Raw genomic sequence first — 14,882 nt, 5'->3', positions numbered from 1 at the left:
TCAACGATGAGTACCGATTTGCGTGTCATTTAAAACCGAACTTGGCAGAGTAAGAATATGAACTAGGTTGGAGCCTTCGAGTTTGGTGTCTATCACTCCTCCCAGTTGCCGTGCGGCACTCGACAGTAGAAGTGTCCCAAAACCTTTTTCCCCGAACGCTCCAACGGGTTTTCCAACGCTTTCGTTCCATAACAGATAAATATTTTCGTTATCTTGCTTCCAGCTGACTTTCAGCTTGCCGTCACTTTGTCCGAGAGCGCCGTATTTCAACGCGTTTGTCGACCATTCGTGCAGTATCAGCGTTAGCGGAGTGATGCATTTTGCCGGAATGGGCAGCGGCTCCTGCGAAATTTCGATACCACCCTTCCGATCGTATGGAGCGAGGATTGTTTTGACCAGTTCCGCTATCTCCACCGGTACAGTGCGCTTCTGGTTCGATGCCAGTGAATGAGCGTTACCGAGCGCAAGGATGCGGCCTTCGACATCTGACACCAGATCCTGGACCGTCTCATGTTTGCGGCCAGCCATTCTGAGGATGCCGCCAATCATGGCGAAGAGGTTCTTCACTCGATGATTCATTTCATTGAGCATCAGCTCCCGCGTCTCCGCAAGCCTGTACTCGGCCGTCACATCGACGGTGACACCGATGATACGGGGGGCGTCAACATCACCAACGTAACGGCCAAACACTTTTATCCAGCGCGGCCCATGCTCTGAGCAAAGCTCCGTAGTCATGTCGAAACCGCCCTGATCCTGCTCGGTCTGCCGAATTGCCTCAAGAACCTGCGTGCGATCCTCTTGTCTGATCTTTGCAAGAAACTCGTGTGTACTGAGGTGATCGGTCGTCGCCTGGAGCAGCTCTTTTGTCGAGCCTCCAAGGATGAACTGCTGTTTTTCCGGCAGGTATTCCCACACACCGATACCAGCAGCCTCGATAGCAAGCTCGTGGCGGTTCTGCTCACGCTGCAGCTGGCTCTCGACGCTCACGGCGTGTGAAATGTCCGCCAGCACGATCGTGGCGCCCGTGATGCTCCCATCCGAGGTTCTGTAGGGGAGAATTCTCAGCGTGAATGTCTTGCGCGTTTCCTCTTGCCAGACGGTGTCCTGGTACTCCACACCATCGTCCATGACACTGCGAACGCGGTTGATGTAATCCACTGTCAGCAAACGCATCGTCACGTCGGAAATGGGACGACCGCGATCGCTTGGCTGCAAGGGGAAGATTTCCGTTGCAGCCCGCGTGAAGGAGCGTACACGCAGATCACGGTCGAGAACGATGACCGCGAGACTCGTGGAGTCAAAGAAGTTGCGCAGATCGGTATTGGCAATCGTCAACTGCTCGATCTTGTTCTTGAGCTCATCATTGACGGTGGTGAGCTCTTCGTTTGTCGATTGAAGCTCCTCGTTCATCGACATCATTTCTTCGTTGGAACTCTTCAGTTCCTCATTCGCCGTTTCGAGCTCCTCCGTCGCAGAGCGCAGGCGATGTTTGGCCGATCTCAGTTCGCGCTCAAGCGCCTCCACATGTCCGTTGCTCGGCTCAAGCTCGATGAGATCGCTTTCCTCAAGCGGCGTGAACTGTCGACCGTCCTGGAAGACCAGCAAGAACCTGTCATCATCCAAGGGATCGCAAATGATGTCGGTCGTCAACGACCCGAATTCGGTGACGACTTCAATCTTGCTGGAGATGACGCGCTTCTTGGCGGTCCGCGCCTGCCGCAGCAGAGGGCCGATCTGTTCCTTGACGCCGGGGCGCGCCAACGAAGCGGCGCTTGTCTCGTTGGAGCGAGACACTGGAAAATCGAAGAAGGGACTCAATTTCCCAAAGGCAGCCATGATCTGCCCTTCGTGATCCAGAAGCATACTGGCGGGCACATATCGTTCAAGCAAACGAGAGACGACGCGTTCATCGTCGTTTCTTGCCGTACCGTTGGGTGCATCCGAGCCGCTGGGTTTGCGGCCTGGGTCCTGGCGACCGCCGGGAAGAGGAATAGGGTAGGTCGGCAAACCGGGTTGCCGTTCGAAGAGTCTTGCCTTCTGGTCGATGCTCGAGAACACGTTTTCGAACCGACCGACACTCTCGGAGGGGCCCAGGAACAGATAGCCACCCGGTCGCAATGCATAATGAAACAGCGGCATGATTGTTTTCTGCAGCCTGTCGTCGAAATAGATCAGAAGATTTCGACAAGAAACCAGATCAATCTTGGAAAAAGGCGGGTCCTTGACCAGGCTGTGGCCCGAAAAGCGGATCATATCCCGGATTTGACCGACGAAGTTGAAGCGGTCTTTATGAGGAATGATATAGTGCTCTTGCAGGGAAAACGGAATATCCGCGAGCGCTGCATTGGGATAGGATCCCGACCGTGCGATCTGCAGCATGCTTTCGTCGATATCCGTTGCAAATATCTGAACATCGCACATCACCTGCTTCTCACGCGCCGCCTCGGCAAAGAGCATGGCAATTGAATAGGCTTCCTCACCACTGGAGCAGCCTGGCACCCAGACGCGAATACCGCCGTCACGGCCCTTCTGGCTATCCAGCAGCGGAAGAATCGCCTTCTCACGCAAGACATCGAAAAATTCGCGGTCGCGGAAGAATCGCGTGACGTTGATCAGCAGATCGCGAAAAAGTGCCTCGCACTCCTCTTGATCTTTTTGCAGCCTATGAAGGTAGTCTTTAGCGCGCTCTATCCCGAGAACGTGCATCCTGCGCTCGATGCGACGGATGAAAGTCGTTTTTTTGTAGCCAGAAAAATCGTGGCCGACGGAATTGCGAAGCGTCCTGCACAATTCATCAATGTGCTCTGCAACGAGCGATGGATGTTCATCCGCGAGAACTTTCGTTCGTCTGAAGAAAAAGCCGGAAATGCAGGCAAGAATCTTTTCGGGCGGCTGAATGAAGTCGACGAGCCCTGTGCCCGCAGCGGCAAGCGGCATCCCGTCATACTTGGCGGTCATCGGCTCCTGAGCTACGCACAATCCGCCGTTTTCCTTGACGGCGCGAAGCCCTGTCGATCCATCGGCGCCTGTACCGGACAGGATCACACAAGCCGCATTGCCATTTTGGTCATTTGCGAGCGATATGAAGAAGTCATCGATCGGACGGCGTAGGCCGCGCGGCTGGGCGAAATCGGTCAGTTCAAGCGTGCCGTTGGAGATCGACAGTCCGTGGCCCGGCGGAATGATGAAAACGGTATCCGGCTGGATACGTTCACCCCCCTGACATTGCTTGACAGAGAGCGCGGTGTGTCGGCCAATAAGTTCTGCCAGCATGCTTTCATGGTGGGGATCCAGGTGTTGAACCACGACGAAGGCGAGACCCGTTGGCACCTCGGCATTGCTGAACATCTCACGCAATGCCTCCAGCCCTCCGGCCGATGATCCGATTCCGACAACAGGGACATTCTGAGCTTCTACGCGCTGATCCAAGCTCAATTCCTCAATGTGTCGCCAGATTGATCCTGGTCGTTCTTTTCAAGCTGAGCCAAAGTCAACTTTGCCTGAGCGATGGTAGTGGCAGAGCTGGCAATAGTCGCAAGACTGCCTTCGATGATCACGTTATGGCCTTCCAGCATCGGCTGAATTCCGGCAAGCGTGTTGCCCAACTCGGCATTGTACTTATCCAGAAGGTCCGGTCTCGTCCGACTGATATCGAATTGAGACGCGAAGATGTATTGCACGTCACTGGACGACGTCAGCTTCGACATGAACAGCAGGTTGACGAAAGGCTTGCCATCCTTGCGAAAATTGATGATTGGCGTGCGAACGCTGGCGGCGCCTTGTCGAGACAGAAACAAATGAATCTTCGCCCGCGCATCTTCGTTCAAGGCGCTTTCGCCAGTCCCGCCATGCTGGAGCATCCGACAGTTCTTCCCGATCACGTCGGCGTCATCGTAACCGGTCAACGTCCGGAACTGCTGGTTCACGAGCACGAGTTCGTTGTCCCCACCAGCATCGGCAAGCGCCAAAGCAACTGTAGAATTTTCGAAAAAGTCCCGTAAGGACGGCAGAACAAAAGGCTTCGGCATCATTTTATCAACTCAATGTATTTGCTTACTTAACTAAGCGAGATTTTTTGTTTTGATAAGGGCAGGCGGAGATAAAGATCACTCGCCGGCAAAAAGGCCCTTACCATTGCGTTGAAAATCCATAATTGCCGATTTTGTTCTATCCCATCAGGCAAGACGTTCAGCGTGCCACTTCAAATGGTCGTCCATGAAGGTAGAGATAAAATAATAGGAGTGATCGTAACGCTCATGAAGGCGCAGTGTCAGTGAGATTTCGGTGCCCTTGATGGCATTTTCGAATAGCCAGGGGCGCAGGCCGTTTTCCAGGAAACTGTCAGCTTTGCCCTGATCGATCAAAAATTCCGGAAAACGATAGCCGTCTTCCACTAGTGCGCAGGCGTCATAAGGCCGCCAGGCTGCCGTATCTTCTCCAAGATATTTTTCAAGCGCGGGGCGTGACCAGTCGGCAGATGAGGGCGAGACGATTGGTGCGAAGGCGGAGCAACTCTTGAAGCGCTCCGGATTTTTCAGCGCGATTGTCATGGCGCCATGACCACCCATGGAGTGGCCGAAAATGCCTTGCCTGCTCATATCGGCACGAAAATGCTGAGCGATCAGGTTGGGAAGTTCTTCCGTGATGTAGCTATACATCTGGTAGTGTTCAGCCCACGGCGCCTCTGTCGCATCGAGGTAGAATCCGGCGCCCTTGCCCATCTGCCAGTTGGTCAGCTCATCGGCCACATCATTGCCTCGCGGGCTGGTATCAGGACATACGATGATGAGGCCGAGTTCGGAAGCAAGCCGGCGGTACTCGCCTTTTTCCATCACATTGGCATGGCTGCACGTCAGGCCAGAGAGATACCAGAGAACGGGGCAGGGCTCGTTGATCGCTTGTGGCGGCACGAAGACGGCGAAGGTCATTTCGCATTTGCATGTCTCGGATTGATGAGCGTAGACGCCTTGCATGCCTCCGAAAGCGGTGTTCTGGGAAATAACCTTCATATGCTCCATCCTTGATAAGTCGAGTATCAACCTGCCAGAGAAACCGCGGCATTGACCGCGGCTGCCACAAGCACCGTATTAAAGAAAAACGAGACGATCGAATGCACAAGCGTGACCTTGCGCATAGCCGTTGTGGTGACGGAAACGTCGGAGGTTTGAGCCGTCATGCCGATGACAACGGAGAAATAGAGAAATTCGTAAATGCCCGGCGCTTCCGTCTGTGGGAAGTCCATCCCGCCTTTGGGGGCCTTCTTGCCACCCTCTGCAGAGGGACGCCAAAACAGATGCGCATAATGGACTGCTGCCATGGCATGGATCGTCAACCAGCCAAGAATGACGGAGGAAAAAGACAGTGCCAGTGATAGTGCGGTCTCACCGGAATGATTGAGCGCCATGAACAGCGACACGATAGCAACGACGACCGCAAACAGGGTGATGCAAATGATAGCGATTGCAGGTAGGTCATCGCTATCGGCATGCGCCTTGAGATGGGCCGCCGTCAGATAGGGAAGCCGGATCGCGAGCAACGACAGGTAGGTGAGGAAAAACGCTACGCCAGAAGATTCGACCGCAAGCTTTGGGATGGTCGCTAGCGTCGCCGCAAGCACGATGCCTCCCAGCACCGCCGCAATCAAAAAAGGTCGATGCCGCGTGTAGAAGGTTATTTTTACCTGTTCTTTCGTCTTCCGCCCTATCGCCATTCTCGATTACTTTTTCGTTCGACGGCACAGCCGATCAAGGGTCTCAAGAAACTGCGAGCGATCGCGTGCGGAGAAGGCGGCGTTGTAGCCCTTGCTTTCGCCCGTTTCGCGCAGATGCGCGCCGAGATCTCGCATTGCCGTTGCCATGCCGATGTTGGTCTGATCAAACACACGACCGGTCGGACCGGTTACCATCGCACCTGCGGCCACACAGCGGCCAGCCAGTGGAACGTCTGCCGTGATGACGATATCGCCCTCACCGGCGCGCTCCGCGATCCAGTCGTCGGCAGCGTCGAAACCGTTAGAGACGATGACATTCTTCACCTTGGGATCCCGAGAAGGCCGCAAGCCGGAATTGGCGACGAAAGTGACATCCAGATCGTGCCGTTCTGCAACCTTCAAAATTTCCGGCTTAACCGGGCAGGCATCGGCGTCGACATAAATCTGCGGCATTAAACGTATTCGTCCTTTGTCGGTCTCCAGAACGCCCATTTGAGCTTTTTTACAGTCTCGCGCAACATGTTTGCACTTGCCTTCGTTTCAAGACGCCTGTCGTCTTCGACAAGTTTCAAGCGATTCCCACCAGAGAGATACGGCAGCTATGACGGATATCGAGCAGTCACCCAAGATCAACCGGCTTGTCTTGCAACAGGTCATTGCGGGCTTGAGCGACGGCCTGATCCTTGTGGAACCGGATGGCAGTATCTCCTGGGCCAATAGATCCGCGCTTGAAATGCATAGGGTGCAGACGCTCGAGGATCTAGGGCAAACAGTGGCTGCGTATCGCCAAAACTTCACATTGCGCTATCGCAACAATCATCTGCTGGATGAGGGCCAATACCCGCTGGAGAGGCTCCTGTCCGGCGAGGAAGTCGACGACGTTACCGTTGAGATATCGCCGGCTTCCGATCTCGACCAGACCTGGGTCCACACCGTGCGCGGTTTGGTAATCGAGGATGCTGGCGCAAAGCCCGATGTGACAATGCTGATTGTTCGCGACGAGACCCCGCTTTACGAGGCGGAGGAGCGCTTCGAACGAGCTTTCAACGCCAATCCCGCACCTGGCCTCATTTGCCGTCTGGAGGACAAGCGCTTCATTCGCGTCAACCAGGGCTTCATGGAAATGACCGGTTTCACCCGCGATGAGATCATCGGTCGAAGTGTCGACGAACTCGGGCTTTTCTCAAACTGCGAGACGGGACAGGATGCGCTCGATCGCCTCGACGACGGGCGCATCATTCGCCACCGGGAGGCTTTGATACCTATTCCCGACGGCGATCGCCTGGTCATCGTTGCCGGTGAAGTGATTGCAGTCGGTGAGGAACCCTGCATGCTCTTTACCTTCGCCGATCTCGATGGACGCAGGAAAGCGCAGAATGCATTGCGCCAGAGCGAAGAAAGGTTTTTCAAGTCCTTCCGGCTCTCACCGGCACCGACCGCCATTTCCAGGCTTGAGGATTTCGTCTTTACCGAAGTCAATGACGCATTCCTGGAACTATGTGGTCGCAAAGAACAGGAAGTTGTCGGCAAGACAGCAGGCGAAATCAAGTTGTGGGACGATGTGAACGCTCGAAAGGACGTTGAGCGACGCCTGAAAAGCAATGTACCGATCCGTGAGGAATCGCTCAGGATGAACCTCAAGGACGGTGGCAGCGCCGAGTGCGTGGTTTCCGCCGAGCGTGTGGAGATCAACGACCAGCAATGTATCATCTGGGCGCTGCAAGACGTGACGGAGCGACGCCGTTCGGAGGACGAGTTGATAGAGGCCATTGAAACCGTCATGGCAGATACTTCCTGGTTCAGCCGCACAGTGGTGGAGCGGCTTGCCGGACTGCGCCAGACCTCCAAGGGGACAGCCCCGACGGCTTCGCTCAGCGACCTGACAGAGCGCGAGGAAGATATTCTGACCCTCATCTGCGAGGGATGCAGCGACAAGGACATGAGCGACAGGTTAAACCTTTCTAAGCACACGATCCGCAACCACATCGCCTCGCTTTACGGAAAGATCGGCGTCAATCGTCGGGCGGCAGCCGTCATCTGGGCGCGCGAGCGTGGGTTCAGCGGACGCAAATTGCGTAAAGGCTGAAATTTTTGCTGATTTCATTGAAGAAAGGCCAGTTTGTACCAGTTCGATTAGTAGTTTTCTCTCTGCAATAGGCGCTTTCCAGGCTCTATCTTTTCATCATGCCGCCAATGACGGCGACATAAACGATGAGAAGGAAGGAGTTCTAGAAATGGATAACAACCGCATCGAAGGCGCAGTTCGCCAAGCAAAGGGCTCGATCAAGGAAGCTGTTGGCAAGATCACCGGCAATGTCGGAATGCAGGCTGAAGGCCGCGCCGAAAAGGTCGCTGGAGAGGTCCAAAGCAAGTACGGCCAGTCCAAGGACGCCGTCAAGAAATCGTTCAAGTAAAGCCGTCGGACAGGAGTTGATCGAGATGATGATTTCATCCGACGAGGCGTTGGCGCCGGCCGCAAACCCCCAGGAGTGCAGCCTTTGCGCAGCACTGCAGGCCATCATCGCCTATGCGGACGGCCAGGAAGGCAGCCGCATCTCGGTGTCCATGGAAAATGGCCGGCTGATGCTGACGGGTGAGGTGGAAACGGTCGCCTCGCTCGAATGCGCGGTCTTCATCGCGGAGTGCTTTGCCTCGCGACCAATCATCGCCGATCTAGCTATCCGACCCCAAATTCATTCGATTGCGCCGCGCCACACGGCCAGACGCAACCTATATCTCAATGACAACAGGAGTTCACTATGAAGAAGTTCATCCTCGCTACCGCTATCGCTGCCCTTGCCGTTGCGCCTATGGCATCCGCAGAGACAAAGCGCCCCCACAAGCAGATGGAGACAGCTCAGAAACAGCGTGTCGGCACTCTCTCTTGTGAAATCGACGGTGGCATCGGCCTCGTCATCGGCTCCAGCAAGGCAGTTTCCTGCGAGTTTCGTCAGCGCTCGGGCCAGGTAGAACGCTACACCGGCAAGATCGGTAAGATCGGCCTCGATGTCGGCGTTACAGGCAAGCAGTATCTGAGCTGGATCGTTTTCAACACTGCGCAGTCTCGAGTTGGTGACGGCGCGTTGAGCGGAACCTATGTCGGCGCATCGGCGTCTGCCGCGGTTGGCGTCGGTCTTGGTGCCAATGCACTGGTCGGCGGTAACGCCAAGAATTTCGCGCTGCAGCCGCTGAGCGCCCAGGCCGGCACAGGTGTAAACCTCGCTGCAGGTATCGCCAGCCTTCAGTTGAAGTCTGCCGGTTAATCCTTCGCGTCGATGAGCTAAGAACAGCATAAAGCGCACAATATCCGTACGGGGTGGTGGGATATGCACCACCCCGTTTCTGTTGCAGTCGGCTCATCATCGCCCGCAGTGCTCCGCAAGCCGTCTGTGCCAAGCTGTAGCTGCCTCGCCAGCCAAGTTGCGCATCTCCCGTAAAGCCGAAAGATCGGCTTCGTTGAGGCGATGGCGACGGTAACGCAGCCCGCCAAGGTCATGCAGCGCAACTTCGACGTCAATGCTCGCCAAACCTGCCGCACGTTGCGCCGAACGGACCTCCAGGACCGGCCTTCCGGCTGTTACGCGTTCCAGATAAATAAGATTCGCCTCCCGGCCTTTGGCAATCAGTCGATGAAGCGGTGGGCCGAAATCGGGCCACAGAACGAGGACAGCAAGCAGCGCTGCGACACTGCCAAGGAGGTTGTCGATTACTCTCGTAACGGCAGTGCTGGCTCCAGGATGAATGATATCGGTCACGATGATGAAGAGCATTGTCAGGAAGACGACAAAGACCGAATAATTCACAGCTCTCAGAGAGATCGTCACGCTCGCGAGCAGGATCGCCAGCAGGCACAAAATCACAGGGCTCTGCGTGAAGGCGAGAACGGCCAGAGCGAGAATGCCGCCTAGCAGGGAGCCGAGTATGCGTTCAAACGATCTTGCCCATGTCACCCGCGCGCCGCCCTGTAGGCACACAATCAGCGCCATCGTTGCCCAGTAGGGATAGCCCAGTTTGAAAATGACGGCGGTGTAGTACACGCCGATGACGCCCGCAGCCTGGACTAGACCCAGTCGTAGAGCACCCTTCACGCGGCCTTCCCAGCTCGGGAAGACCTGATCCGTCGGTGTTGCCAAAGCCTCGTCGGATTGCTCGGTTTTTTCAAGCATATTCAATGCGTTCTGTAGAGCCAATATGCAGCCGAGCATGACCTCATCTGTCAGATTTTTACTCGTCCTTTCCAGCCTCCCAATGCCCCGGCGCAAAAGAGCGGTATTTCGCTTATCGGGATGCAACGTCAGACGGACGCCAAGCAGGGCGGTGGCGAATGCGCGCGCGGTCGCCGCTCGCTCGGCTGCGGGAGCCAGCTTGTGGATATAGGAATGATCCAGAGCCACCAGAGCGCCGAAGATGATCTCCATCGCGTTGAGTGCGTTGTGATATTGAGGCGCGTCCGCAGTGTGGCGTGCCAACACCGCTCTCAGCCGCTCCATCGACATACGTACCGAACGCCTGTGTTCGGCGTGATCGTTGTGCCATTGGATATCCCGATGATCTCTATCGCCGGTCCGAAGCAGATCTGTCGCCATGTCCGATAGGCGCGCAATGACAGCGCCCGTGTTTCGGTTGAGCGCCGCCGACGGATCGATCCGCCAAAACAGATTGATGAGCAGAAACGCCCAGCTTCCGCCAGCCAGGAAGTTTAACGCCTGCGCTGCCGCGGTAGACGGAGGGTGCGGAAAGCCGACAGCAACGACGGCGACGACAGCAAGTAGGGTTCCGAGCAGTCGATCCAGAGAAAAAGCCGCCCCTGCCATGACGGAGAAGAAGACGAGCGCAGGGCCGATGGCAAGTGCTGCTTCCAATCCTGCCGAAGCACCCCATGAACCGATAAAGGCGATGGCGGTGCCGATCAGAACGAAAAGGCCAAGTGTTCGGCGGCGCATCGCGTGCGGGCCTGACCCATCGCAAAGGCACGTCCAAAACGCCGAAAAAACTGCCCAGCCGAATGAGGGCTGGCCTGTCATCAGCGCAAGACACAATGGCGCTCCGACAGCGAGTGCTGCACGCGCTCCTTCATCGCCGCGGAATTGCTCGGGAAGGAGCCCGACAGCTCGCAGCTCCAATCGACGGCCTGCTCGTCGAAGGGAATAGACAGCGCTTCTGTTTTTCACCCGGATCTTGGCACGACGCCTTTGCAGGTCATGTTTAGCCATAGCGCACCCGAACAATCCGTTCTGAGAACGCGTGCAGCGCTGCACCGACAACGCTGCCAAACAGAACCTCCGTACCTCGATACATCCCAACTTCCCACAAAGGCGGTTGTGCTGTGCTCGTCAGGAATACGATGGGGCATGTCCACATGCAGACCTTCAGCGACGGATAGCGCCGGACAATCGTTGCCGCCAGGCCTACCGCAACGGCCATTTCGGCGACCGGTCCTGCGGCACAGTATTGTAATGCCGTGCCTACGATGACGGCAATAATGACGCCCAGCAGGGTACCGACAAACCGGCCAATGGTGGTCTTACGCGTATCGCCAAGTTTTTCCTGCCCCACAATGATACCGGACATCGCCGCCCACACGGGATGTGGAAGCCCGGAGGCTTGCGCAAGCACAAAAGACAGCGTCGCAGCCCCTGAGCACCGCAAAACGAAAGCCAGATCGCGGAAGCGAGGCTCTTTCACCGTTTTCTTCCTTTACCGCAGCAGGTTCGTGCGCGCGAGCTCGACCACCTCATCGCCTCGGCCAGTGATGATGGCTTTCAGCATATAGAGGCTAAAGCCCTTGGCTTGTTCCGCCTTGATCTTCGGTGGCATGACGAGTTCCTGTTTTGCGGTGACGACATCGACCAGCGCCGGTCGTGGATGATCGAAGGCTGAACGCAGCGCCTCGTCGACATCGGCGGAGTTTTCCACGCGTATCCCTTTGATGCCCATCGCGTTCGCCATGGCGGCAAAATTTGGATTCTCGAGATCTGTGCCGGTATCGAGATAACCGCCGGCTTTCATTTCCATCGCTACGAAGCCGAGCGAGCCGTTGTTGAAAACGACGATCTTGACCGGCAGATTCAGTTGCGAAGGCGTAATGAAATCGCCCATCATCATGGTGAAGCCGCCGTCGCCAGAAAGAGACACGACTTGCCGGTGCGGTTCTGCCGCCTGGGCGCCGATCGCTTGAAGCATGGCATTCGCCATCGAACCGTGGTTGAAGGAGCCAAGCAGGCGCCGCTTGCCATTCATACCAAGATAACGTGCCGCCCAGACGGTTGGAGTACCGACATCCGCTGTAAAGATTGCATCTTCCGCAGCAAGTTTGCTGATCTGCTGTGCCAGATACTGCGGATGGATCGGCCTGCCAGCGGCGGAAGGTTTCGCCAGATCGTCCAGTCCTTCGCGCGCTTTGACATAGTTGGCGCGGGCGGCGTCGAGAAAATCCGTGTCAGAGCGTGGTTTCAGGAGAGGGAGCAGGGCAGCAATCGTTTCCCCAACATCGCCAACCAGCCCTTGTGTCAGCGATGCCCGCTTTCCCAGCGCGCCCGGATCACGGTCGATCTGGATAAACCGTGCCTTAGCAGGATAGAATGCACGATAGGGGAAATCAGTGCCAAGCATCACCAGCGTGTCGGCATTCTCCATCGCATGGTAGCCTGATGAAAAGCCGATAAGCCCCGTCATGCCCACATCGAAGGGATTATCCCACTCAACATGTTCCTTGCCGCGAAGTGCATGCACCACCGGCGCCTTCAACGCATCCGCCAGCGCTACGACCGAATCGTGCTGGCCAGCGCAGCCGCTGCCCGCCAGGATCGTGATAGCTTTGCTCTCGTTCAAGAGCGCCGCAAGGCGGTTGATTTCGCTTTCGTGAGGAAGGATGCGGGGAAGGGAGGCAATAGCTTGATGGGGTGCGGAAGACATCGGCGCGTCAGCAAGGGCGACATCGCCTGGAATGACAAGCACAGAAACACCATTCTGACCGATCGCCGTGTTCAACGCGCGATTGAGGACGCCGGGCATCTGTGCAGGGTTGGACACCAGCTCGACAAAGTCCGAGCATTCGCGAAACAGCTCCTGCGGATGGGTTTCCTGGAAATAGCCAAGACCGATTTCGGAAGAAGGGATATGGGCTGCAATCGCCAAAACCGGGACGTGATTGCGCTTGCAATCGAACAGCCCGTTGATCAAATGCAGATTGCCCGGGCCGCAGCTGCCAGCGCAGACGCCAAGTCGACCTGTTACAGCGGCTTCAGCACCCGCGGCGAAAGCGGCTGTTTCCTCATGGCGGACATGCATCCACTCTATTTTTCCAAGCCGTCTCAAGCTGTCGTTCACCCCGTTCAGGCTATCGCCTGTGACGCCCCAAATGCGCTCCACACCTATATTGGCAAGACTTTCTGCCAGCAGATCAGCGACGGTCTTTGTCATGGGATGTCTCCTTGGTTACGTCGTTGTTCTGCCTTGAAAGCTAAAGACATTCCGTCTTAGTTTCCAATATATGAAAAGAGGCTTTTTCATATATGATGGTGGATGACATCGATATTCGTAGGCTTCGCTACTTTCTCACGATTGCAGAGGAGAAGCACTTCACGCGCGCGGCAGACAAGATCGGTATTCGGCAGCCGCCCCTCAGCATCCAGATTCGCCAGCTTGAGGAAACAGTCGGTGCGCGGCTCTTCACCCGACATGCAAAAGGCGTTGAACTGCCGGCTGCCGGAATTGTTTTTCAGGAGACGGTACGAGACATCGTTGCACGCTTCGAGGACGCTGTCACTCAGGTCAGACGGTCTACCGACCAATTGCCGGAAAATCGCCTCGTGCGCCTATCGCGATCGCAACCCGGAACGAGGATCATGCCAAACTTGTCACATCCTTCGTGATGAGTGCCATTCAAACCGCGCGCCGATAAATCAACAGCTTCACCTTAGGTGTGGGGACAGGCTAACGCTTTCACGAGGCTTGCAAGGTTGTTTAGCAAAGGCGGTTCAACTATTGATGCCGGGCTTGTGATTAAAAAAAACACGCGAAGGCCATCATGACTCTTCCCGACATAAAGCTTCCCGGACGCCCGTTGAGACTGAAGCGCGGCGTTCTGTCCGTTCCTTTCGCTTACTACTTCTCGCCGCCGATCCTGCTTGCAATCGCGATCTTCATGTTTGTCGCGGAAGGGCCAGGGATTATACGGGATTACAAAATCAGCCAGAACGCGGTCGAAATCGAAAACGGCGATCTCAATGGCAGTTGCAAAACCCGCAAAGGTATCTTCACCACCTGCACGGCCAAGCTCGCTTATGACTATGAAGGCAAGCATTATATCAGCGACGTGGAGGTGATGTTCATCGACATTCACTCAGGTGATTATGAGGCTGGCCTTGTCATTTCCGGCTCCGACCCAGCCCTTGCGACGATCTCGCTCGGTCTCGATATGTTGTGGAACAGGATCATCACGCTCGCGGTCCTCACCGTACTTCTCGGCTTCGGCGGTCTCGCGCTACTGATGGCACTCGTTCGATATTTCCGCGCAAGAGCCAAGCTCGTTGAAGCTCAGCCGCTCATACTGTTGCCGGTTGCCCTGACCAACGCCACCAAAAAGCGCGGCGGCGTTCTCCTCACTTATTCCGACACGATCCGGGAGGATAAAACGAAGCGTCAGTCCTTCTCGCTTATGCGCAAGGATGAGGTCCCGCTGATTATCGCTCAGTCTGAAAAACACGATATCGCGCTTGCCACCTGGCAAAAAGACAGCCCTCTGCCCGTACTTCTGGACGACCGCCTGGAGCGGATCGAGATGACAGAAGCAGAAAGGGCGCAGGCGTTGTCTGCCTTCACGTCCGACGAAGTGTCGCCGGGTGCCCCACAGACCGACCGAGCACAGGCAAACAAAACCGTTGGCGCCTCTGCGCTGCAGGGCATTAAGGCATTCGGAATCATCATCCTGCTGATGATTGTTGGAATTGGAGGGTACTGGTTGTGGTATGTCACCGCCGCTCCATCACAGTTCACATCCCCTGCCATGGACATCAATAACCTAATGCCAGGTCCGATCAACAAATGGGGCTGTGCTCAGTTGCAGAAAAGGTTCGGAGAGCAAAATGCGCCATTCGGTTGCGCGTCGAGTGATTACACAAGCTGGAAGTAGTCGGCGCGTCTGCTAGCAATGCCGAACCCGGTTTTAGTT

The 14,882-nt window shown here is 56.0% G+C and carries 14 protein-coding genes; 6 read left to right on the top strand and 8 right to left on the bottom strand.

Features of this window, described 5'->3' with window-relative positions; all coding sequences use genetic code 11:
• The 5 genes from QZ869_RS10740 to QZ869_RS10720 form a co-directional block, all read right to left on the bottom strand.
• Positions 1-3,429, bottom strand: a complete 3,429-nt coding sequence (locus tag QZ869_RS10740; protein WP_296104482.1) for a CheR family methyltransferase — start codon at positions 3,427-3,429, stop codon at positions 1-3.
• A gap of 2 nt (positions 3,430-3,431) precedes the next feature.
• Positions 3,432-4,028, bottom strand: coding sequence for a PAS domain-containing protein (locus tag QZ869_RS10735; protein WP_296036515.1), 597 nt, complete (start codon positions 4,026-4,028; stop codon positions 3,432-3,434).
• A gap of 147 nt (positions 4,029-4,175) precedes the next feature.
• Positions 4,176-5,009 carry an S-formylglutathione hydrolase gene (gene fghA, locus QZ869_RS10730; RefSeq protein WP_296104480.1) on the bottom strand — a complete coding sequence of 278 codons (834 nt, stop codon included), beginning with the start codon at positions 5,007-5,009 and terminating at the stop codon, positions 4,176-4,178.
• A 26-nt stretch (positions 5,010-5,035) separates the two neighbouring features.
• Positions 5,036-5,710: a DUF1345 domain-containing protein gene (locus QZ869_RS10725; protein WP_296074052.1), complete on the bottom strand. Its 675-nt coding sequence runs from the start codon at positions 5,708-5,710 to the stop codon at positions 5,036-5,038.
• A gap of 6 nt (positions 5,711-5,716) precedes the next feature.
• On the bottom strand, positions 5,717-6,163 hold the full coding sequence (locus QZ869_RS10720; protein ID WP_296016322.1) for a YaiI/YqxD family protein: 447 nt from the start codon (positions 6,161-6,163) through the stop codon (positions 5,717-5,719).
• A gap of 148 nt (positions 6,164-6,311) precedes the next feature.
• On the opposite strand from QZ869_RS10720, the gene QZ869_RS10715 reads away from it, so the two are divergent.
• The 4 genes from QZ869_RS10715 to QZ869_RS10700 all read left to right on the top strand — a co-directional run bounded on the left by QZ869_RS10715 (position 6,312) and on the right by QZ869_RS10700 (position 8,973).
• Positions 6,312-7,796 carry a helix-turn-helix transcriptional regulator gene (locus QZ869_RS10715; protein ID WP_296100242.1) on the top strand — a complete coding sequence of 495 codons (1,485 nt, stop codon included), beginning with the start codon at positions 6,312-6,314 and terminating at the stop codon, positions 7,794-7,796.
• 148 nt (positions 7,797-7,944) lie between these two features.
• The gene (locus QZ869_RS10710) at positions 7,945-8,124 is read left to right on the top strand and encodes a CsbD family protein (protein ID WP_296016326.1); all 180 of its coding nucleotides are present in this window, start codon (positions 7,945-7,947) and stop codon (positions 8,122-8,124) included.
• Between the two features lie 25 nt (positions 8,125-8,149).
• Complete coding sequence (locus QZ869_RS10705) at positions 8,150-8,473, top strand: BON domain-containing protein (protein WP_296104477.1); 324 nt, start codon at positions 8,150-8,152, stop codon at positions 8,471-8,473.
• On the top strand, positions 8,470-8,973 hold the full coding sequence (locus QZ869_RS10700; RefSeq protein ID WP_296104475.1) for a DUF992 domain-containing protein: 504 nt from the start codon (positions 8,470-8,472) through the stop codon (positions 8,971-8,973). Before QZ869_RS10705 ends, QZ869_RS10700 begins: the two co-directional genes overlap by 4 nt.
• A 96-nt stretch (positions 8,974-9,069) precedes the next feature.
• On the opposite strand, the gene QZ869_RS10695 is transcribed toward QZ869_RS10700, so the two are convergent.
• The 3 genes from QZ869_RS10695 to poxB all read right to left on the bottom strand — a co-directional run bounded on the left by QZ869_RS10695 (position 9,070) and on the right by poxB (position 13,132).
• Positions 9,070-10,653, bottom strand: coding sequence for an FUSC family protein (locus QZ869_RS10695; RefSeq protein WP_296104473.1), 1,584 nt, complete (start codon positions 10,651-10,653; stop codon positions 9,070-9,072).
• Positions 10,654-10,915: 262 nt separating this feature from the next.
• The gene (locus tag QZ869_RS10690; RefSeq protein WP_296104470.1) at positions 10,916-11,395 is read right to left on the bottom strand and encodes an FUSC family protein; all 480 of its coding nucleotides are present in this window, start codon (positions 11,393-11,395) and stop codon (positions 10,916-10,918) included.
• Between the two features lie 12 nt (positions 11,396-11,407).
• Positions 11,408-13,132: a ubiquinone-dependent pyruvate dehydrogenase gene (poxB, locus tag QZ869_RS10685; RefSeq protein WP_296104467.1), complete on the bottom strand. Its 1,725-nt coding sequence runs from the start codon at positions 13,130-13,132 to the stop codon at positions 11,408-11,410.
• 92 nt (positions 13,133-13,224) lie between these two features.
• On the opposite strand from poxB, the gene QZ869_RS10680 reads away from it, so the two are divergent.
• On the top strand, positions 13,225-13,584 hold the full coding sequence (locus QZ869_RS10680) for a LysR family transcriptional regulator (RefSeq protein ID WP_296104465.1): 360 nt from the start codon (positions 13,225-13,227) through the stop codon (positions 13,582-13,584).
• 155 nt (positions 13,585-13,739) lie between these two features.
• Positions 13,740-14,843, top strand: a complete 1,104-nt coding sequence (locus QZ869_RS10675; RefSeq protein WP_296104463.1) for a hypothetical protein — start codon at positions 13,740-13,742, stop codon at positions 14,841-14,843.
• Positions 14,844-14,882: the final 39 nt, after the last annotated feature.

The organism is uncultured Agrobacterium sp., from assembly GCF_913777885.1.
Classification (GTDB): Bacteria; Pseudomonadota; Alphaproteobacteria; order Rhizobiales; family Rhizobiaceae; genus Agrobacterium.
Note: the sequence above shows the minus strand (reverse complement) of the source record. Positions and strands in the feature narration are given on the sequence as shown.